This window comes from Aeromicrobium sp. NPDC092404, assembly GCF_040684095.1.
GTDB lineage: Bacteria > Actinomycetota > Actinomycetes > Propionibacteriales > Nocardioidaceae > Aeromicrobium.
In genome coordinates this window covers 122,371-143,158 of the sequence record NZ_JBFBFI010000002.1, presented here as the reverse complement: position 1 = coordinate 143,158, position 20,788 = coordinate 122,371, and the positions used below count along the sequence as shown (strand labels likewise).

The window sequence follows — 20,788 nt, the reverse complement described above, 5'->3', positions numbered from 1 at the left end:
TCAGTCCTCGGGGTCGACAGGCGGCTCGGCGCCTTCGCGCTCGTCCCGGTCGGCCCACTCCAGCAGCGGGGCGAAGTCGAACACCGCCTCGTCGATGCCGGCGTGGAGATCTCCGAGCTCGGCGAAGCGGGCCGGCACGGTTGCGATCGTGAAGTCGTGCGGATCGACGTCGTCGACCTCGTCCCACCGGATCGGCGTCGAGACCCGGCCGTCAGGGAACCCGCGCACCGAGTAGGCCGCCGCGATCGTGTGGTCGCGGGCGTTCTGGTTGTAGTCGACGAACAGCTGCGCGGGGTCACGGTCCTTGCGCCACCACGTCGTCGTGACGTCGTCGGGTGCTCGTCGCTCGACCTCGCGGGCAAAGGCGAGAGCTCCGCGGCGTACGTCCTTGAACTCGTGCTCCGGCTCGATGCGCACGTAGACGTGCAGGCCGGAGCCGCCCGAGGTCTTGGGGAAACCGGTCGCGCCGAGCTCGTCGAGCACCTCCTCGGCGACCCGGGCCACCCGCTGCACGGTGGCGAAGTCGCAGTCGGGTCCCGGGTCGAGATCGATGCGCCACTCGTCAGGCTTCTCGACGTCGGCCTTGCGGCTGTTCCACGGGTGGAACTCGACGGTGGACATCTGCACCGCCCAGATCACCGAGGCGAGCTCGGTGACGCAGAGCTCGTGGACGTCGCGGTCGAAGCGCGGGAAGTGCACGCTGACGGTCTTGACCCACGGCGGTGCGCCCGGCGGCAGCTTCTTCTGGTGGACCTTGTCGCCGGCGAGACCCTTGGGGAAGCGGTGCAGCATGCACGGGCGTTCGTACAGCGCGTTGACGATGCCGTCGCCGACCGCGAGGTAGTAGTCGACGAGGTCGAGCTTGGTCCAGCCGTGATCGGGGAAGTAGACCCGGTCGGGGTTGCTGACGCGCACGACCTTGTCGTCCACCTCGATCTCCACCGCCGGCGACGATGCCTTGGCCATGCCTCCACCGTATGGGCTAGGGCCGACGTACGCCCGTGGGATTGGGGTAGGACACCGCGCCAGAGGCCTCGACGGCCCGCGCCAGGCCCAGCAGCGGCTCCTCGATCGTGATCGTCCGGCCGGTCGCCTCGCGGTCGAGACCGGCGGCGCACACGCGATCCGTCGCGTCCTCGATCTGCTGGCGCGCCGATCGCCCGGTCTCGGTGATCGCGCCGTCGGGGTCGACCCAGCCGCGGGTCACCAGGCGGCTGGTCGCCGCCGCCCACTCGTCCTCGGTCCAGCCCCGCATGCTGCGCTGCTGCTCCCCGGCCAGGCCCGCCGCCACGGCGAGCGCGTTCGCCGCGGCGCCGTCGAGCCCTGCGGATGTCAGCACGGCGACGTGGCAGTCGCCGCGGTACTCGCGGATCACGGTGGCGGCATGCCACAGCCGGCCGGCGTCGTCCGCGGGCTCGGGCAGCGACTGGTGCGCTGCCGCGAGCGGCTTGCCGGCGAAGTCGATGCCTCGCGTGATCGCCGCCAGCTCGGCGGCGAGGTGGGCGGCGTCGGCACCCGACAGGGCCGTCGCGAGTGCCGCACGCGCCAGCTCGTACCGCGCACCCAGGATGTCGTCGCGCGACGCCATGGACCACGCATCCGGCAGCGCACGCTCGACCACCCGCGGGGCGAAGCCCTGGAACAGGGCGACCACGAGCTCTGGCGGAGGCGTGCCGACCGCTGCGGAGCGGGATGCCATGTAGCCCATCCAGTAGCCCTTGAGGCCGATCGCCTCGTAGCGCTGCTTGGCGTCGGGTGCGAAGTAGACGACGTCGTGGATCGCCTCGATCGACCGCCAGAAGGTCGTGCCCTGAGTCATGGCCCCATCCTGTCAGGGCTCGCTGGGGGCCGACGGTACGGTCGACGGTGATGACTGACGCCACGAACAACACCCGCATCCTGCTCGCCGCCCGTCCGCACGGTGAACCCACCTCGGAGCACTTCACGGTCGAGTCCGTGCCGGTGCCGGAACCGGCCGACGGCGAGGTGCTCCTCCGCACCATCTATCTGTCCCTCGACCCCTACATGCGGGGCCGCATGAGCGCTGCCAAGTCGTACGCCGCGCCGGTCGAGCTCGGTGCGGTCATGGAGGGCGGCACGGTCGCCGAGGTCGTGGAGTCTCGCGACCCGGGCCTGACGCCCGGCGACATCGTGCTCGCGTACACGGGCTGGCAGGCGTACGGCGTCGCGCCGGCGCGTCACGTGCGCAAGCTCGATCCCGCTCAGGCCCCGATCTCGACGGCGCTCGGCGTCCTCGGCATGCCGGGCTTCACGGCGTACGCCGGACTGCTCGAGATCGGCCGGCCGCAGCCCGGCGAGACCGTCGTCGTCGCGGCAGCGGCCGGACCGGTCGGATCGGCCGTCGGCCAGATCGCGCGCATCAAGGGCGCCCGCGCGGTCGGCATCGCCGGCGGACCCGACAAGGTCGCGTGGCTCGAGGAGCTCGGCTTCGACGTCGCGCTCGACCACCGCTCGCCGACGTTCGCCGACGACCTCGAGGCCGCGGTGCCCGACGGCATCGACGTCTACTTCGAGAACGTCGGCGGGCACGTGTGGGACGCCGTGCTGCCACGCCTCAACACGTACGCCCGGGTGCCGGTGTGCGGGCTGGTCGCGCACTACAACGACACCGAGCTGCCGCCGGGCCCCGACCGGTCCTCGCGCCTGATGTCCACGATCCTGACCAAGAGCCTCACGGTCCGCGGGTTCATCCAGACCGAGTTCGTCAAGACGCACCACGCCTCGTTCCAGTCCGAGGCCGCGGGTTGGTTGAGCGACGGCTCGCTGCGGCACCGTGAGGACGTCGTCGACGGGCTCGAGCAGGCGCCCGAGGCGTTCGCAGGGCTGCTCAAGGGCAAGAGCTTCGGCAAGCTGCTGGTGCGGGTCGGCGAGGACCCGACGTCCTAGCCCCGCAGGGGGCGCGTCGGCGAGCGGTGCACCAGCACGGGGCACGGGGCGTGGTTGAGCACCCGGTGCGCCACCGAGCCCATCAGCACGGCCTCGGTGAAGCTGCTGCGGCTGGCCATGACGATGAGTCCTGAGCCGAGCTCCCGCGCAGCCTTGACGATCTCGCCGGCCGGCGACCCGCCGCGTACGTGCGTCGTCGTCGACGGACCCCAGGCGGAGATCTCGTCGGCGATCGCGAGGGTCGCCCGCTCCGCGGCACGGCGGAACGACATGTCCTCGATGTCCTCGCGAGCCGGGTCCGCCTCGTTGGCGAACGGCACGGCAGCCATGGGGCTCACGACCGCGAGCACCGCGACGGCGTCGATCGACGTCGGGTCGGCGAACGTCATGAGGTGCCGGGCGGCTTCGAGCGACATCTGCGAGCCGTCGGTGGCGATGAGTACGTGCATGGTGTCCTCCTGGACCTGGGTCAGACCTCGAGTGCTGATTCGTCGAGGGGCGGCGGATCGCCCTTCGTGAAGTAGTCGTTGACGAAGTAGAGGGCGCCGCCGATCGCGAGGAGCACGGCGCAGTAGATCAGCGAGTCAGGCTTCTCGACGGCCGTGTAGACGAGCAGTGCGATGTTGCTGGCGATGCCGAGCACCAGGATCCACGTCGGGGCGGTGTAGTGGTCGTGCTTGACCGGCTGGCGGCGCAGCACCAGCGCCGAGAGGCACACCATGCCGTAGACCGTGATGAGGAACAGGACGGTCACGTCGGCGAGCGTGCCGATGTCGGTCGTGATCAGCAGGATGATCACGAGCATCGCAGTGAACAGGATCGACACCCAGGGGGTGCGCCGCGTGGCGTGCGTACGCGCGAAGATCCGCGGCATGACGCCTTGCCGCGCCATGCCGTACATGATGCGCGACTGGGCGACCAGCGAGGCGAGGGTCGTGTTCGTCACCGCGATGAGCGCGATGCCGGAGAACACGATCGCCGGGATGGCGATGGGGCCGGCCTCGACGACGGTCAGCAGGTTGCCGCCCTCGCCCTCGTCGGCAGCCAGGTCCTTGATCGGCGCGACCATCGACGCGATGAACGCGATGAGCAGGTAGAGCGCGCCGGCGAGGGCCATGCCGCCGAGCAGTGCCTTGGGGAATACCTTGCTGGGGTTGCGGGTCTCCTCGGCGAGGTTGGCGGCGTTCTCGAAGCCGGTCATCGCGAAGAAGGCGATCGCGGCACCGCCCAGCACCACGAGCGCCGGGTTGCCGTCGTTGAGCTCGAACGGCTGCGAGAGGTCGGCGTCGCCCTTGCCCAGCACGACGGCGCCGATGATGAGGATGATGAGCAGTCCGGCCGACTCGATCAGGGTCATGACGAGGTTGGCCCAGACCGACTCCGAGATGCCGCGGAAGTTGAGCAGCGAGAGCAGGACGATGAAGACGACCGCGACCAGCGTCGGCGGGACGTCCTCGATGAACGCCTCGAAGTACTCACCACCGAACGTCAGCGACAGCGCTCCTGCGGCCGAGATCGTCGCGGCCAGCAGGCTGAAGGTCACGATGAACGTGACGGGTCGCTTGCCGAAGGCCTTGTGGACGTACAACGAGGCCCCAGCTGCCTGTGGGTACTTCGTGATCAGCTCGGCGTAGGCGAAGCCGGTCATCAGCGCGATCGTCACGCCGACGACGAACGACAGCCAGAACGCGCCACCGACCTCGAACGCCATGATGCCGATGAGCGCGTAGATGCCCGAGCCGAGGACGTCCCCGAGGACGTAGAAGAACAGCAGCCGGCCGGTGACGGACCGGGTCAGGTCCTCGGTCGGTGCCGGTCGCTTGCGGGCGCTGCTGGTCGAGTCGGTCATGATCGTCCCCCGGGGCGTGTCATTCCAGACATGGTGCCACCGCCCCGGGAGACCTGCGACTCGAGCGCTACTGCAGGGTCATGCGCGGTTCGCCGGCGGACGAGAGTCCCGTGCCCGTGCGCACGCAGGTGCCGCTCCTGGGTGCACCGGCGTTGTACGCCTGACGCACGCACGACCGGGTCGCGAGCTGGCCCCAGTAGTTGGGGTGCAACGACTCCTGGATGTAGTACGGGCTGCTGCCGGCCGTCGTGACGGTCCGGATCTGGTTGACCCACTCCGTGCGGTCGACCGCCGTGGGTGCCGTCCAGCTGGCGAGGCCGACCTCCTCGTACAGGCCGACACCGCTCTCGCACAGCCGGCGGCCGTTGAAGGACGACGACAGGTCGAGGGTCCTGGCGTTCGTGATGCCGGCCTGACTGATCGCGCCGGTCACGGTGTTGTTGATCGTCGGCAGCGCGGTGCCGTTGGCCCAGTCGGCATCGGCGTTCCAGAACCCGCAGCCGCCGGTGCTCTGTCGCGTGTAGCCGCTCTGGCTGTAGCGGAAGCCCGAGCCGTTGGGGACCGGCGACGGGTAGTTCTGCACGAGCATGGTCCACGAGCTGTCGGCATAGCCGGCGTTGCGCATCGCGGTCCGGACGTTGGCGTACGCGTTCGCGATCCGCGCCTTGACCGCTGCGACGTTGGCTGTCGTGAAGTTGGCGACGACGCTGCTGTCGTCCTTGCAGTAGTCCTTCCACCACGACGGCGACGCGAGGAAGTCCGTCACGCAGGACTGCACGATGCTGGCGAAGTTGAAGTCGTTGCCGCCGATCGAGACCGTCACCATCTTCACGTTGTGGGTCGCGGCGAACTGCTGCAGCATCTTGGCCTGGCCCTGCTTGCCGGCGCCGTTGTCGTAGAAGTCGAGCCCGGGCTTGAACTCGCTGCCGTCGGACGTGGTCGTCCTGGCGCCGGAGCACGCGAGATTGGCGCTCTGCACCCCGCCACCGATGTGGATCTCGGCGCTCTTGCTGCGATGGCACCGGTTGATCTGCTCCGCGGTGCCTGAAGCGTTGTCGAAGTACGCCGTGCCGCCCAGTGCGTCTGCCCGCGAGGCGCTCGCGTTCGACGAGCCGGCCCAGCGCCCCGCCTCGCCGGAGATGTAGGAGTCGCCGACCGACACGACGTACGGCGTGCCGACGCCGGGGCCGTCGGCCTGCGCGGGTGCGGGCACGAACAGGAACCCGGCGAGGACCAGGCTCAGTGCTCCGACGAATGGACGTGCTCGGGTGACCAGCGACATGCGGTGCCTCCTAGGCGGACGTGCTCCCTCCGACCCTTCGGGCCCGGACCGAACCTAGTGGCGCACGTCACATCTTGGGAAGACGTGCGGGCGAGATGATTCGGCGTCAGCAGGCGCCCGGCCGCTGCCGGAGGGGACGGGTGAGCACCTTGGCGATGCACGCCGGGACGCCTTCCTCGTCGCCGTGCTCGCGGGCCCGGTACGCGCTGGGGCTCTCGCCGACGAGCTCGGAGAAGCGCGTGCTGAACGTGCCGAGCGAGGAGCAGCCGACCGCGAAGCAGACCTCGGTCACGGACAGGTCCCCACGGCGCAGGAGCGCCATCGCACGCTCGATGCGCCGGGTCATGAGGTAGCCGTACGGAGTCTCGCCGAACGCGGCACGAAAGCTGCGGGAGAAGTGGCCGGGCGACATGAGGGCGACGCGGGCCAGCGCCTCGACGTCGAGAGGCTTGGCGTAGTCACGGTCCATCGTGTCGCGGGCCCTGCGCAGCAGGACGAGGTCTTCGTTGGCCACGCGGTCATTGTTCCACCGGAGGCCGGGCGACGGTGGGCTTCAGCTCTTGCGGAGCTTGCGGATCCACGGCCGGAGCACGAGGGCGACCCCGGCGACGCCGAGGGACCCGATGGCCCACCAGAGCATCGCGGTTCGGGACGGCTGCATCGGGTCCGACTCGAGGCTGAGCGGCTCGATGCCGCCTCGGGCGGACTGCGCGTCGTCGGTGTCGGTCGTGCCCGGCTCGCTGCTGACGGACTTGGTCAGAGCGGCGTACGGCTGGATGACACCCCAGCCCTGCAGGTTGTCGCGACGGCTGCGCACCGGCCGGGTCGCGGTGTCGAGGATGCGGTTGGTGATCTCCTTGGCCGTGGCGTCGGGGAACTCCTCGCGCAGGGCGGCGGCCAGGCCGCTCACGTACGCCGTGGCCCAGCTGGTGTACGCGCGACCGTTCGCGCCCCCGAGGCAGTCGCCATTGCCGAGGAACGCGATGAGGACCTCTTCGCCGGGGGCGGCGACGTCGTTGTGCGGCCCGTGGATCGACCAGTCGTCGACGGTGCCGTTGGACCGCGTCGCGGCGACCCCGATGACGCCTGGCAGCGCTGCCGGGAAGCGCTTCTGGGTCAGCGGGGCGAGCTCGCCCTGGTTGCCGCCCGACGCGACGATGATCGCTCCGGTGCTGACGGCGTACTTCACGGCGGAGCGGAGCTCGGGCAGGGCCGTGTCGTTCGGGCCGGTGCTGACCGACACGTTGATGACATCGACGTCCTGCTCCGCCGCCCAGCGGATGCCCTTGGCGAGCAGCGCGGTGTCAGGGGTGTCCTCATAGGTGCGCACGGGCACGATCGTCGCGTCGGGGGCGGCGCCGACCAGGACCGAGCCCTCGTGGCGGCGGGCCGCGATGATGCCGGCGACCGCCGTGCCGTGGCCGAAGTCGTCGTCCTGCGCGCTGCCGCCGACGAACGAGCGACCCTTCTCGAGCGCGCCGGCGAAGTGAGCGTTGCCGGCGTTCACGCCTGAGTCGATCACCGCGACCCGGACGCCCTTGCCGGTCGCGATCTTCCACGCCTCGGGGAAGCCGAGCTGGTCCAGGTTGCGCGCGGCCGACGGGTCGTCGATGTACCTCGTGACGCCGGACTCGCAGGGCTGATCGCTCTCCGCCGCGGGAGCCGGGGCCGCCAGCACGACGGGGGTGATCGGCACCAGGCCGACCGCGAGGGCCACCGCGCACGCGCGCAGGCTCACGGTGTGGCCGCCTTGCCTCCCAGGGTGCGCAGCAGCGCGGGCCCGTCCTCGAAGGGTGCGACCCACGCCTGCGGGACGGCCTGGGGATCGACGTCGTGATAGCCCAGGGCGCTGCGGGTCGTCGGGCGGTAGTCCTGCGACTGCGGGTCGGCGGACGAGCCGACGGCGTACCGGGTGCCGAGCGAGTCCAGGAGGTAGAGCGGAGTCGCGTCGGTGGCCGAGCCCGTGGTCGTCGCGCGGACGAGTGCGCCGTGACCTGTCTGCACGTCGGTCACGACCTCGTTGCGGGTGGCCAGCGCGGCGTCGTTCGTCGGGCGGGCGAGGACGGCCCTCGCGGTGTCCTCAGGATCCTGGCCGGCGCGGAGCAGGAGGCACGGGGCGGAGCCGTTGAACGCCGTGACGTTCTCGCTGGGCCAGTCGGCAGGATAGGGCCGCTCGGACAGCGACGAGATCGTGTCGATCCCGGCGAGGTCGCCGGCACTGAGCTGGACCTCGGGGAGGTTGCGGGCCTCGGCCGCGTTCTTGTAGAGGGCGTAGGCGAAGTCGCTCAGCGGCAGCACGCCCTCGTCGACGAGCACGTAGCCGCGACCGTCGACCAGGACCGGGGTGCCAGCCTTCTGCAGCTTGCCCTGGGGATCGTCGACCGGGGCACCGAAGCCCGGGATGCGGAACGGCTTGAGCGGCGACCCGGGGGTCACGAGGTCGAGCCAGGCCGAGGACACCGGGTAGGCGGGCGTGCCGTCGAGCTGGAACGACCGCAGGACGTTGACGCCGTCGTCGCCCTTGGGCACCGGGTAGCGGTGGCTGCCGGCGATCACGAACTGCGCGTCGTCGGCGCCGCCGCGGACGAGGATAGCGCGGTTGGTCGCGGCCTCGGCTCCCGGCTTCTCGGCGAGCCGGACCGTCAGACCACGCTGCTCGTTGGTGCAGGCCGTCCAGCCCGTGTCGATGAGCTTGGACTCACCCGGCAGGACGTCCGGCGCATCGGGGATGCCCAGCGTCAGGCCCACGGGCCGCTTGGCGATCTCCTCGTCGGGGACGTAGATCACCTTGAGGGGTGTCCCGTCGGGCTTGGCGTAGGCCAGCCGGGCCGACGCGGTGTTGAGGACGGGGAACAGGGTCCCGACGTTCCCCTTGTCGCCGGGCAGGAAGCGTGAACCGCTCTCCTTGCCGACCACCATGACGCCGGGGTCCAGCCAGTTCTTGTCGACCGGCTGGGACAGCTTGCCGGACACGGCGGCGCCGGCCAGCAGGAGACCTGCCAGCACGACGCCACCGACCAGCATGCGGCCGTAGCGAGCGGGTTCGACCTCGCGGCCGCCCGGTGCACCGCTCAGGAACGCGGTGACCAGGCGACTGCGGTTGAAGCTGTGGGCTTCGACGAGGTCGCGCTTGCTGGCCATGTGGAGCTCTCGTCAGGCAGCGCGGTGACGAGCGACGCGGACGCGGCCGTGCGACAGGACGACGACACCGGCGATGACGAGCGCGAAGCCCGACAGCAGGACCATCATCGACGCCGGACCACCGGCATCCGGGAGGGTGCGGTCGGTGCCCTGGTCGGGAGCGGCCGGAGCCACGGCGCCGGCATCACCCAGGACCGGGTCGTCGGCGGCCGGGCTGGGGTCGCCGCCACCGTCAGCGCCGGTGGAGTTGCCGTCGTCGCTGCTGCCGGCGCCGTTGCCCCCGCCTGCACCTGCGCCGCCGTCGTTGCCGGTGCCGTTGTTGCCATTGCCGTTGTCGCCGTTGCCGCCCTGATCGGTCCCGGAGTCGGTGAGGACACCGTCGGTGGCGACCGCGGCGCCGTCGGCGACGACTGCGTCGCCGCTCACGGCGATGCCCTCGACCGCGACGCTGTCGGCTGCGACCGCGGCGCCCGGGCCGACGATCGCGGTTCCGTCTGCGTCGGCGTCCGTGCCGCCATCGGCGTCAGCGTCGGTCCCGCCGTCAGTGCCGTTGTCGGTCCCGACGACGTCCTCGCCGTCCTCGTCCGCGGCCGCGACCTGGACGACCGGACGGGTCTGCTCGATCGCGCTGGCGTCCAGCTCGTCCGCGTTGCCGTCACCCGCGCCGGCCAGGGCCGGAGCGCCCAGCATCACGAGGAACGTGCCGAGGGTGATGGCGATGGTCGCCAGGGGCTTGCGTGCGGGATGCATGGTTCTCCTTGATGGATGACTGCCGAGATCGTCGGCGAGAGATCGTACGTGATTCATGAGCGGACCGTCGAAACGAGTCCGATGGCGGTGATGACCAGAGGAAGCATGGCGACGAGGGCGATGACCTCGACGATCTCCGCAGTACGTCCGCGGGTGACCGACGGGGTCGAGGGCACCAGCGTCACGACCAGGGTGACGGCCGCGGTGGCGGCCAGGATCACGGCGAGCGACGGCCGCCAGTCGGGCTGCAGCACGAGGATGCTGACGGCGACCGACATCAGTCCGACGAGTCCGGTGCCGAGACCGGCGAAGACCTCGCTGCCGGCGCGGTGCTGCCGGGTGCGAAGGAGCAGGATCAGGCAGGCGAAGACCGCGGTCAGGGCTCCGGTGACGCCGAGCGTCACGGCGAGTGGCGCGATCAGGATGGCCAGCAGCCCGATCGTGATCGTCGAGGCCAGGAGGACGTCGTGGCCGAGGCTGGCGCCGTCGCGTACGTGGCGCTCCTCGACCGCGACCGGCTCGACGGGCAGGTCAGCAGGATTCTGGGGCTCAGGCGAGCGGTTGCCCGACGCGGCCAGGGCGATGATCGGCAGGATGCCGACGATGAGCACGGCAATCGTGAGCGCGACGGTGTAGACCGAGGCCGGCCGGAAGTCGGTGCCGGCGATGACGCCGCTGGAGCCGGCGGCGACCGCGCCGACGATGACAGCCGGGAGCATCAAGCTGCGGTGCTCGACCAGGCCGGCGAACGAGATCAGCCCGAGGACGAGCGCGACCCCACCGGCGACGGCGAGTGGCTCGGCCAGCAGTGTCGATCCCTCGACGGCGGTCAGCCCACTCACCGCGCCATAGGCGACCCCGCCCCAGGCGAGCAGCACCGCGACCTCGTGCTCCTTCTCGACGCGGGCCAGCACCAAGGCAGCGGCGGTCAGCAGGATCGCGACGACCCCGGCCAGAGCCCCCGCGACGACGCTGGGCCGCTGCAGCCCGGTGGCGAGTGCGCCGAGACCCAGCAGCACCCCGGCCGCGGCGAGGGCGGTGCGTCGGGCAGCACTCGGCTCCCACGGCTGCAGGTCGCGCTCGACGACATCGGCCATGGCCTCGACGACGTCGTCATACACCCGAGGCGGCTCGTCGTCGATGCCTGAGGTCAGCGTCAGCACGGCACCGTCGCGGACGTTCTGGAACGCCAGGCCGGTCGAGCCGCTGAGCTGCTGGCCGTCCACGGTGTGCAGGTGGAAGCCGGCGTGCACCGTGAGGGGGTCGAGCATGCCCAGGCTGCGGGCGAGCTCGGGCAGGAGGTCGGCGACGCTGACGGTCGCCGGGAGTGCGAGGTCGGTGCGACGCTCGCCCGCGGTCACGGTCACGCGCACCAGGCCGCTGACGCCGGTGGTGGTGCTCACTCGATCACTCCGGGCGCGATGTCCTCGTCCTCGATCCAGTCGTCCTCGAACCGGATGTGGTCGAGGGTCTGGTCGTCGTTCTTGTCGCGCTGCCCGGTTGCTCCCGCAGCCCCGGCCCCGCCACGTGCTCCGCCGCGGCCGCCAGCACCCGCACCAGCACCTGTCGTGCTGCGCCCGCTCGTGGTGCCACTGGCGCCAGTGGCGCCACGGCCACCCGTGGCACCGGCTCCGCGGCCGGTCGAGGAGGTGCCGGGCGTGCCGGCCGTACGTGCACCGGTCTGTCCGTTCTGACCGCCGATCACGGGACTTCCGGCGCGAGCGGCGCCTCCGGCTCCGCCGGGGCGGCCGGCGTTGCCGCCGACGGCCGATCCGCTCGACGGAACGGCACCGGGGACGCCGGCCTTGCCGCCCAGGACGTTGCGGAGCCCGCCGAGTGCAGCGCCGATCCCGCCAGCGGCGACCGCGCCGCCACCGACGGCGCCACCGACCTGGCTGCCGCCGCCGGTGCCGGAGCTTTCGGGATTCTTGCCGCCGGCGCCGATGAGTCCGACGCCGACCGCTCCGCCCCCGACCGTGCCGATGAGCTCGCCGTCAGCCGTGGCCGACGTGCCGCCGACCGTCCCGCCGATGACGGCCGTGCTGCCGTTCGCCGACCCCGAGCTGACGTGCGAGCCGGGCCTGGTCCCGCCGGGCGTCGTGCTGCCGGGCCCACCGGGTCCGTCGACCTGCGTGTCGTCGAGCTTGGAGGTCGGGTCGTAGGGCGCCGCGGTGCTGAGCAGCCGCCGCGCTTCGGCGAGCTCGGTGTCGAGCGTGTTGAGGATCTCGGCAGCCTTCGCCTCACGCGCCTGGATCCCGTCCTTGTGCGCGGTGACCCCGTCGTCGTAGTCGGCCTTGGCCGTGTCGGAGACCTTGCCGTCCGACCCGGGCTGCGGTGTGGTCGGGAGCGTGGGCACCGCCGGCAGGCTCGCGTTCTTGGCCCGAACGAGCGCTGCCTTCGCGTCACGAACGGCCTGCGCGGCATTCTTCATCAGGTCTGCGCGATCCGTCACCGACGTGGCGAGCAGGTCGAAGGCCGTCGAGGCCGCCTCGGAAGGCTTGCCCTCCCAGGCGGCGAGGAGCTCGCTCTTGGCCGAGGCAAGGGTCTCGGCGACGTCGCGCAACCCCTTCTCGCCCTTGGTCCAGCCCTCCTCGGCGTTGTCGAGGGTCTCGGGCCTGAGGGTGTCCGTCAGCCTGAGCTTGGCTTCGTTGGGTCCGGTCATGATCCCGCCTCCTCGGCAGTGCGTCGTGTCGTGTCGGATTCGGTCGTGCGCCGCCTCGCGATCATGGGAACGGCGATGATCGCGAGTGCCCCGATGATCGCTGTCGGCCACAGCCACGACGGCGTGCCGCCGCCCTCGTCGCTGTCGGACGCAGCGGACGCAGGACTCCGGTCGGGTTCGGGTGCCGGGGTCTGCCCACCCTCACCGGCAGCGGGGAAGTCTGCCATGGCCTGCTCCGGGCCCTTGAGCAGCGGATTGACGTCGGGCCAGGTGGTCGGGTCATGACGGAGCATCTCGGTGATGGAGGCGATGCCGAAGCCGTAGCGGACGTTCCAGTCCAGCTTCTCGTCACTCGTGTGGTGGATGAGGTGCTGGATGAGCTGGTTGCCCGTGGCCTTCGGGTGGGCCGACTTCAGCAGGGCCAGGAGTCCGGAGACGAGCGCGGTGGCGTCCGACGTCCCGGTCCGCGAGTAGCCGGACGTCCAGGTCCCGTTCTTGTCCATGGCCCCAGCGGGGAAGTCGACGCCCGGCGCGGACACCACGGGGAAGCCGAACTTCCAGCTTTCGGCGGAGTTGGTCGGCTCCATGTGTGGATTGCCCTTCCACGGGCGGGCGTTCTTGTCGACCGCGTACACCGCGACGACGCCCGGGATCGACGCCGGGGACGAGATGCCTTCGCCCGGCTTGCCGGCGCTGGCCACCACCACGATCCCGGCATCGACGGCTTGGCGGATGACGCCCTCGAGACCGAAGGAGCTGGTGGCTGAGTAGTTGATGATGTCGACGCCATCGCTGATGGCGCGATCGAAGAGCGTGACGGTGTCAGCCTCGTCGCAGTCCTGGTCGGTCTGCCGCGGGTCGGGCTCGTCGTTGTAGAACCGGACGGTCGCTCCAGGCGCGGCGCCGGTGATGCCGGCTTCGTCCAAGCCGTTGCCCCTGCCCTGACCGACGATGATCGTGCTCATGGCCGTGCCGTGGTTGGCGACGGGGTCACCGATCCGGGGCTTGGACCTCGTGTCGTTCGGCTCGCACGCTGCGCCGAACTCGATGTCAGCGCCCTCGAGGTCAGGGACCTTGGTGTCCACCGCGGTGTCGATGACGGCAACCGTGACGCCCTCGCCGGTGGTCTTCTGGTGCGCGTCCGACAGCCGCAGCGCTGAGAACCACCAGGGTTCGGCCGCCTTCGCCGACGCCGCTGGGGACGTGCCGGCCATTGCAGCCACCGACATCGTGGCTGCAGTGAGGGCGACGCCGACACGGCGCAGGGCGGTGGAGCTCATTTGAACGTGGGGTCCTCGCCGGGGTTGTCGACCGCCGGTCCGCTGGAATCGGGAGCCGCCAGGTCGACAGGCTCCGCGGCCGTGGTGGGCTGGTCGCTCTCGGGGGTCTTCAGGCTGTCGCCCTGCTCGTGGCGGGCGCTGTTCCAGGAGTTCGTGGTGTCGAGCGTGTCCCGGTCGGAGAACTTGTTGTCGACCGCTGCCAACGCCGCGGCGGCTGCGTCGTCGGTGTTCTCGTACTCCTTGGCCGAGTCGAGCAGCGCACCTTGGAACCTCTCGAGATCTCGAAGGACCCCGTCCATGGTCTGGGTGAACACCGCGACGGCGGCCTGGTGCTGCTGACCCAGTGACTGCGCCACGGGATAGGTGCTGAACGCCGAACCGTCGACATCGGCGCTGGAGAACTGCTGGGCCTTGGTCCGGGTCTGGTCCTGGAGATCGCCGAACGTCGAGTTGGCGATCTTGCGGATCTCCGCGATCGACACGTTGAGCGAGTCGGCCCGTGCGCGCGCGGCTGCGTCCTGGGCGTCGGGGTCAGCCATGATCTCTCCTTGAGGACTTCAGCGGAGCCGGGTGCTGAGGCACCCGGCTCCGCTATGTACGTCCGGAATCGTTCCGGTGGTGGGTCAGGCGAATCGAGAGGTGTTGCGGCTCTCGGTCGCCTGGTAGTCGGCGCTCGACGTCGAGACCTGGGTGGCGATGTCGACCAGCAGGAGGCGGATGTCCTCCATCGCGCCGTCCCACTTGGCCTTGGCCTGCTGGTAGGACTCCGAGGCGGCACCGGTCCAGTCGGCGCGCAGCGGGTTGAGCTCTGCTTCGAGCTGGTCGAGGCGGCCCTTGAGCTTGCCGGCGCCGCGGTTGATGTCGCCGTGGCCGCGCTCGAGGCCGCCGAAGTCGACAGCGAGTCTTCCGTTGTTCATGGTGATCTCCTTCTGTGGATTCGGTCAGCCGAGACGAGCGTTGAGGCGGCCGAGGTTGGCAGCCTGCTCTTCGTCGGCGGCGGTGTAGGTCTGGTCGGACGCCCGCAGGTTGGCCTCGAACTCGTCGAGCGCTGCGATGATCTTGCTGGAGCTCTCGTCCCAACGGGTCATGACGTTGGTGAAGCTTGCACCGCCGGAGCCCTGCCACTCGGTCTGGAGCGGGGCGATGGCACCGCGCAGGGCGTTGAGCTCGCTCGTCAGGTCACCGCGTGCCGACTGCACCATCTGGGCGCCACGTGTGAGGGCCTGTTCTTCCTTGCTGATGCTCGCCATGGCGAGCCTCCTTCCGGGCAGCGCTCTCGCGCGTCGTGCTGATGTGTGGTCACGCTCATGTTAGCGACACATGGTCTGTTTCGCCTACGGAACTCTAGTTCTTCTGGACTATGGACACCCACTAGTCATGGCGCGGTCCCCGGGGCGTCATGCCGCCCATTGACGGACTGTCTCGAAAAGTCCCGTCGCGAGAGGGATTGTGCCGATCAGGGCGATGACGCTGAGGGTGTCGAAGACCTCGGCGACCCGTCCCCACCACACCGATCTCCAACCACGCCCGAGAGCGAGTCCGGCGACCGCGACCAGGACCCCGGCGACGGTCGCCAGCACGGCGGCGGTCGGTTGCCACGACAGCCCGCTGTCGAACACGACGAGACCGACCGACGGGGCCAGCACCAGACCGCCGGCGAGACGCAGGGCGGTGCGGGGGATGCGCGCACGGAACGCGCGGGCGCCCAAGGTCAGGGAGATCCCGCCGGCCACGACCATGATGCGGGCGCCGAGGCGGGTCGACGCGTCGTCGGCCGACAGGAGCAGCAGGGCGGAGCTGGCAGCGCTGACGATCGCCACGGCGATCGCGCCGGCCGAGACCAAGGTGATGCCGTGGTGGGCGACGTCCGCGACGTCGTCGAGGCGCACGATGCCCCGACGTGCTCGCCGCGGGCGGTCGCGGGCGGACCACGCCGTGATCGCCAGTCTCTGGAAGTCGATCAGCACGTGGTCGGGCACGTCGACGGCGAACGCGGGCAGGACCCGTGCCGCGACGACCGCGACGAGCAGGAGCACGGCCCACGCCGCCGTGCCGCTGGACTCGAGCAGCAGGCCGGTGACCGCGACCGCGGCAACGGTGGCGCCGGAGGACAGCCAGACGATGAGCTCGTCGTCGGCCAGGCCCGGGGCGACGGCTCGCCCGTACGCTGCCGCGGCGGCCGCGGCCAAGCCGACGGCACCGATCATCAGGAGGTTGTCGCCGGGGCCGGTGCCGGCGGTGACCACGAACGCACCGGCGCCCGCGAACGCCGGTGCCGCCATGACCCACGGACGAAGCCGCGGCCGCATCTCGGCGATGAACGGCACCGAGACGGCGGCGAGGAACAAGCAGGCGGCGACTCCCATGCGTACGGGGCCGACGCCGAGCAGCGCTGCGGTGGACGCGGCCAGCACGGCGGCGACGGTCGCGATGATCGCGGTGACGGCCGGCACCCAGGGCGGGAGCGGCGCGGCCGTCTGCCCGCGAAGCGCGCGCACGTCGAGGAACGAGGTCATCTCGACGTCGTGGGGGTGCGTGTGCACTGCGATGAGGAGCTCACCGTGGCGGAGGCCGAGGCGCTGGATCGAGGCCGTGGTCTCGAGGACGCGTCCGGTCGAGGTCATGAGGGCGAGCTCCTCGCGCTCCCCGGTCTCGGCGGCGTAGCTCTCGAGCACCGTGGCGACGTCGGCCCACAGGGGTGCTGCGACGTCGAGCCGTCCGCGGGGGCCGTCGACGGCAAGCCGGACCGTGGACTCCACGATGCCGTCGCTCATCACACCCCCCTTGGTCGAACCCGGTGCGTTGGGATCGTACCCGCCATCCTGCCCGACGTCCCCGGACTCCCGGTCTCCCGGCACGGGCCGGGGCGCCTACAATCGTGGAGCCGACGCGCATCAGTGACAGTGCGTCATCCGACCCATAGAGCGCAGGGGGTGCTGTGGTCTCCACACTTCGTCGTGGCCAGCGCGTCGCTCCGCCGACGGTCCCGTCGGGTCGGATCGTCCTCCAGCCGCCGCCCGAGCTGCAGCCGCACGAGGGCGCCGGCGGCGCCTTGATGATGGCGCTGCCGATGCTGGCCAGCGTCGGGTCGATCGTCTTCGTCGCCTCGTCCGGGTCCAACGGCGGGCGCAGCTTCATCGCGGCCGGCATGTTCCTGGTCGCGACCCTCGGCTTCGTCGGGGTCAGCATCGACCGGCAGCGCAAGCAGCGGGCGCTCAAGGTCGGCGGGGCACGGCGGGAGTACCTCCAGTACCTCTCCGGCGTACGACGGACCGTGCGTGAAGCAGCCAAGCAGCAGCGCGACAGCCTCCGCTGGACTCACCCCGAGCCTGCGGCCCTGCCCGCGATGGCGCAGGACGGCTCCCGGATCTGGGAGCGTACGTCCGACGACGAGAGCCACCTGCACGTCCGCTACGGGACGTCGTCGCAGCCTTTGGCGCTGGAGCTGGTTCCCCCCGAGAGCGCCGCGATCGAGCAGCTCGATCCCGTCGGCGCCTCCGCGCTGCACCGACTGCTGTCGGTCCACCGCGTGCAGCCCGACCTGCCGGCCGCGATCGACCTCGCGGCGTTCAGCCGCATCGAGCTCATCGGGCTCGCCGACCCGGCCCGCAGCCTGGCCCGGGCCATGGTGTGCTCGGCGGCGACGTTCCACGCGCCCGACCAGCTGATCGTCGCGGTGCTGTGCGACGACGAGAGCGCGCCTCAGTGGGAGTGGCTCAAGTGGCTGCCGCATGCGCAGAGCCCGCGCGAGAACGATGCGATCGGACCGAGCCGCCTCGTGACCACCTCGATCGACGACCTCTCGGCGATGCTGCCGGCCGACGTGGTCGACCGTCCGCGCTTCGGTGCCGACCAGCCGCTGCCGGCCCCGCACGTGCTGCTCGTGGTCGACGGCGGCCGGTTGCCTCCGGGCAACCACCTGATGCCCGACGAGGGGGTCCACGGCGTCACGGTGCTCGACCTGCCGCACCGCTGGGACGAGCTCAACGACCCCACGCGGCTGCGCCTGATGATCGAGGAGGAGCTGCGGCACGACGGCCAGGCCATGGTCACCGCACTGCGGATGCGTGAGGACCCGATCCGCAGCACCGCCGACCAGATGGATCCCGCGACCGCCGAGGCCTGCGCCCGCCGGCTGTCGCCCCTCGGCGTCGTCGACGGCCCGGTGCGCGAGGACGCCCTGTCCAGCACCCCTGACCTCACCGACCTGATCGGGGTCGGTGACGTGCGCGGCTACGACGTGGACGACGCCTGGCGAGCCCGTCCGGCACGAGACCAGCTCCGCGTCCCGATCGGCGTCGGCCCGGCCGGCTCGCCGGTCTACCTCGACATCAAGGAGTCCGCCCAGCAGGGCATGGGACCGCACGGCCTGGTCATCGGTGCGACCGGATCCGGAAAGTCCGAGCTGCTGCGCACCCTGGTGCTCGGCCTGGCGATGACGCACTCGTCCGAGACCCTCAACATGGTCCTCGTCGACTTCAAGGGCGGCGCCACGTTCGCCGGTCTGTCCGAGCTCCCGCACGTCGCCGCGGTGATCACCAACCTCGAGGACGAGCTGACCCTCGTCGACCGCATGCAGGACGCGCTGTCGGGCGAGATGGTCCGTCGACAGGAGCTGCTGCGCCGCGCCGGCAACTACGCGTCCGTGCGCGACTACGAGAAGGCCCGCCTCGGCGGCGCGGCCCTCGAGCCGCTGCCGAGCCTGTTCATCGTGGTCGACGAGTTCTCCGAGATGCTGTCGGCCAAGCCGGAGTTCATCGACCTGTTCGTCGCGATCGGCCGCCTCGGCCGTTCGCTCGGACTGCACCTCCTGCTGGCGTCGCAGCGGCTCGAGGAGGGTCGCCTCCGCGGGCTCGAGAGCCACCTGTCCTATCGCATCGGCCTGCGGACGTTCTCCGCGGCGGAGTCCCGCGCGGTCCTCGGCGTGCCCGATGCGTACGAGCTGCCGTCCGTCCCGGGCCTCGGCTACCTCAAGGCCGACGGGGCGATGCAGCGCTTCAAGGCCGCGTACGTCTCCGGCCCCCCGCCACACCGATCGGCCGCCCGCAGCGAGTCCGGGACCCAGGCCACCCGCATCCTGCCGTTCACCGTGGGCCACGTGCTCGCCCCCGTGGTGCTCGAGGAGGACGGGTCGACCCGGCCCACCCCGGCACCCGTCGTCCAGGACGCCCGATCGGTGCTCGACCTCGCCGTCGACCGCATGGAGAACCGCGGGCCGCAGGCGCACCAGGTCTGGCTGCCACCGCTCGACGAGCCCGAGACGATCGACGAGCTGATGTCGGACCTCGCGGTCGACGAGCAGTGGGGCCTGGCGTCCAAGGCCTGGCGTGCGCGGGGCGGCCTCGTGATCCCGGTCGGTGCTCTCGACCGGCCGCGCGAGCAGCGCCGCGACGTGCTGACGGTGGACCTGTCCGGTGCCGGCGGCCACCTCGCGGTGGTCGGCGGTCCGCGCAGCGGCAAGAGCACGTTCCTGCGGACCCTCCTGTCGAGCATCGCGCTGACGTCGACGCCGCAGGAGGCCCAGTTCTACGTCCTCGACTTCGGCGGTGGCACGTTCGCCCCCATGGCCGCGCTGCCGCACGTGTCGGGCGTCGCGACCCGGTCCGAGCCCGACGTCGTACGCCGGGTCGTCGCCGAGATCGCCGGCATCGTCGATCGGCGTGAGGCCTACTTCAGGGCCCAGAACATCGACTCGATCGAAACCTATCGCGCCCGTCGCCGTGAGGGTCGGGCCGACGACGGCTACGGCGACGTGTTCTTGCTGATCGACGGCTGGAGCACCCTGCGCAGCGACTTCGACACGCTCGAGATGGACCTGCAGACGCTGTCGCAACGCGGCCTGACGTACGGCGTCCACTTCGTGACCGCGACGAGCCGGTGGGCCGACTTCCGCGCGGCGATGCGGGACATCTTCGGCTCCCGCTTCGAGCTGCGCCTCGGTGACCCCACGGACTCCGAGATCGACCGCAAGGTCGCGCAGCTCGTGCCGAACGGCCGTCCCGGCCGCGGTCTGGCGCCGTCCAAGCTGCACTTCCTCGCCGCCCTGCCCCGCATCGACGGCAAGGCGGACGCCGCCTCGATCGGTCCCGGCGTCGAGCACCTCGTCGAGAGCGTCCGCGCGGCATGGTCGGGCGAGCAGGGGCCCAAGCTGCGGCTGCTGCCCGACCGGGTCGAGCTCTCGCGCGTACGCCAGCAGGCCGGCGTCGCCGAGACCGACAAGCGGGTCCTGTTCGCGATCAACGAGCGGGACCTCGCCCCCGTCGCTCTCGACATCGACCGCGAGCCGCACGCCCTGATCTTCGGCGACAGCCGCTCGGGCAAGAGCGCGTTCCTGCGCACGTACGTCCAGGAGGTCATGCGGAGCCGGACGGCCGACGAGGCGCAGTTCGTGGTGGTCGACTACCGCCGCTCCCTGCTGGGAGAGCTGCCTGACGACTACGCCTTGAGCTATCACACGAGCGCCGTCCAGGCCGGTCCTGCGCTGGCCGAGCTGGCGGCGTACCTCGAGAAGCGCCTGCCCGGTCCCGACGTCACGAGCCAGCAGCTGCGCGACCGGTCGTGGTGGACCGGTGCCGAGGCGTTCGTCGTCGTCGACGACTACGACCTGGTCGCGACCCAAGCGGGTTCCCCGCTGGCACCGCTCGTGCCGCTGCTCCCCCAGGCGCGCGACATCGGCCTGCACCTCGTCGTCGCCCGCCGGTCCGGCGGCGCGTCACGTGCGCTCTACGAGCCGGTCATCCAGAGCCTGCGGGATCTCGCGATGCCGGGCCTGCTGCTCTCGGGCAGCCCGGACGAGGGGCCGCTGATCGGCACCGTCAAGCCGCGCCGCGGTGTCGCGGGTCGCGCGCAGCTCATCACCCGCGACCGGGGTGTCGAGGTCGTCCAGACCGCCTGGGTCGACCCGGTCGGCTGACCTG

General features: G+C 71.1%; 18 protein-coding genes. 2 read left to right on the top strand and 16 right to left on the bottom strand.

What is annotated here, in order from left to right; genetic code table 11:
- Complete coding sequence (gene ligD, locus AB0N22_RS11090; RefSeq protein ID WP_364639684.1) at window positions 1-966, bottom strand: non-homologous end-joining DNA ligase; 966 nt, start codon at window positions 964-966, stop codon at window positions 1-3.
- Window positions 967-982: 16 nt separating this feature from the next.
- Window positions 983-1,819, bottom strand: coding sequence for a MarR family transcriptional regulator (locus AB0N22_RS11085; RefSeq protein ID WP_364639682.1), 837 nt, complete (start codon window positions 1,817-1,819; stop codon window positions 983-985).
- A gap of 50 nt (window positions 1,820-1,869) precedes the next feature.
- Here AB0N22_RS11085 and AB0N22_RS11080 point away from each other — a divergent pair, with 50 nt between their 5' ends.
- On the top strand, window positions 1,870-2,907 hold the full coding sequence (locus AB0N22_RS11080; protein WP_364639680.1) for an NADP-dependent oxidoreductase: 1,038 nt from the start codon (window positions 1,870-1,872) through the stop codon (window positions 2,905-2,907).
- Here AB0N22_RS11080 and AB0N22_RS11075 read toward each other — a convergent pair.
- From AB0N22_RS11075 to AB0N22_RS11010, 14 genes are all read right to left on the bottom strand, one after another.
- Entirely contained in the window at window positions 2,904-3,356 is a 453-nt protein-coding gene (locus AB0N22_RS11075) for a universal stress protein (protein ID WP_364639678.1), read from the bottom strand. The two genes, AB0N22_RS11080 and AB0N22_RS11075, sit on opposite strands and share 4 nt — an antisense overlap.
- A gap of 20 nt (window positions 3,357-3,376) precedes the next feature.
- Window positions 3,377-4,756: an APC family permease gene (locus AB0N22_RS11070; RefSeq protein WP_364639676.1), complete on the bottom strand. Its 1,380-nt coding sequence runs from the start codon at window positions 4,754-4,756 to the stop codon at window positions 3,377-3,379.
- 67 nt (window positions 4,757-4,823) lie between these two features.
- A complete protein-coding gene (locus AB0N22_RS11065) occupies window positions 4,824-6,038 on the bottom strand; it encodes a hypothetical protein (protein WP_364639675.1) in 1,215 nt (404 codons plus the stop codon).
- Window positions 6,039-6,144: 106 nt separating this feature from the next.
- Window positions 6,145-6,507, bottom strand: coding sequence for a helix-turn-helix transcriptional regulator (locus AB0N22_RS11060; RefSeq protein WP_364642731.1), 363 nt, complete (start codon window positions 6,505-6,507; stop codon window positions 6,145-6,147).
- 84 nt (window positions 6,508-6,591) lie between these two features.
- The gene (locus AB0N22_RS11055; RefSeq protein WP_364639672.1) at window positions 6,592-7,776 is read right to left on the bottom strand and encodes a S8 family serine peptidase; all 1,185 of its coding nucleotides are present in this window, start codon (window positions 7,774-7,776) and stop codon (window positions 6,592-6,594) included.
- A complete protein-coding gene (eccB, locus tag AB0N22_RS11050) occupies window positions 7,773-9,179 on the bottom strand; it encodes a type VII secretion protein EccB (protein WP_364639669.1) in 1,407 nt (468 codons plus the stop codon). The genes AB0N22_RS11055 and eccB overlap by 4 nt, the downstream gene beginning before the upstream one ends.
- Window positions 9,180-9,191: 12 nt before the next feature.
- The gene (locus AB0N22_RS11045) at window positions 9,192-9,929 is read right to left on the bottom strand and encodes a hypothetical protein (protein WP_364639666.1); all 738 of its coding nucleotides are present in this window, start codon (window positions 9,927-9,929) and stop codon (window positions 9,192-9,194) included.
- Between the two features lie 53 nt (window positions 9,930-9,982).
- Entirely contained in the window at window positions 9,983-11,332 is a 1,350-nt protein-coding gene (eccD, locus tag AB0N22_RS11040) for a type VII secretion integral membrane protein EccD (RefSeq protein WP_364639663.1), read from the bottom strand.
- On the bottom strand, window positions 11,329-12,591 hold the full coding sequence (locus AB0N22_RS11035; protein ID WP_364639660.1) for a hypothetical protein: 1,263 nt from the start codon (window positions 12,589-12,591) through the stop codon (window positions 11,329-11,331). Before AB0N22_RS11035 ends, eccD begins: the two co-directional genes overlap by 4 nt.
- Entirely contained in the window at window positions 12,588-13,871 is a 1,284-nt protein-coding gene (locus AB0N22_RS11030) for a S8/S53 family peptidase (protein ID WP_364639657.1), read from the bottom strand. The genes AB0N22_RS11035 and AB0N22_RS11030 overlap by 4 nt, the downstream gene beginning before the upstream one ends.
- Window positions 13,868-14,410 carry a hypothetical protein gene (locus AB0N22_RS11025; RefSeq protein WP_364639654.1) on the bottom strand — a complete coding sequence of 181 codons (543 nt, stop codon included), beginning with the start codon at window positions 14,408-14,410 and terminating at the stop codon, window positions 13,868-13,870. The genes AB0N22_RS11030 and AB0N22_RS11025 overlap by 4 nt, the downstream gene beginning before the upstream one ends.
- Window positions 14,411-14,494: 84 nt before the next feature.
- Window positions 14,495-14,788 (bottom strand): WXG100 family type VII secretion target, encoded by a 294-nt coding sequence (locus tag AB0N22_RS11020; protein ID WP_364639652.1) that lies wholly within the window; start codon window positions 14,786-14,788, stop codon window positions 14,495-14,497.
- Between the two features lie 24 nt (window positions 14,789-14,812).
- On the bottom strand, window positions 14,813-15,121 hold the full coding sequence (locus AB0N22_RS11015; protein ID WP_364639649.1) for a WXG100 family type VII secretion target: 309 nt from the start codon (window positions 15,119-15,121) through the stop codon (window positions 14,813-14,815).
- A gap of 147 nt (window positions 15,122-15,268) precedes the next feature.
- On the bottom strand, window positions 15,269-16,645 hold the full coding sequence (locus AB0N22_RS11010) for a hypothetical protein (RefSeq protein ID WP_364639646.1): 1,377 nt from the start codon (window positions 16,643-16,645) through the stop codon (window positions 15,269-15,271).
- A gap of 164 nt (window positions 16,646-16,809) precedes the next feature.
- Between AB0N22_RS11010 and eccCa the strand changes: the two genes are divergently transcribed.
- Window positions 16,810-20,784: a type VII secretion protein EccCa gene (eccCa, locus tag AB0N22_RS11005; RefSeq protein WP_364639643.1), complete on the top strand. Its 3,975-nt coding sequence runs from the start codon at window positions 16,810-16,812 to the stop codon at window positions 20,782-20,784.
- Window positions 20,785-20,788 lie beyond the last annotated feature (4 nt).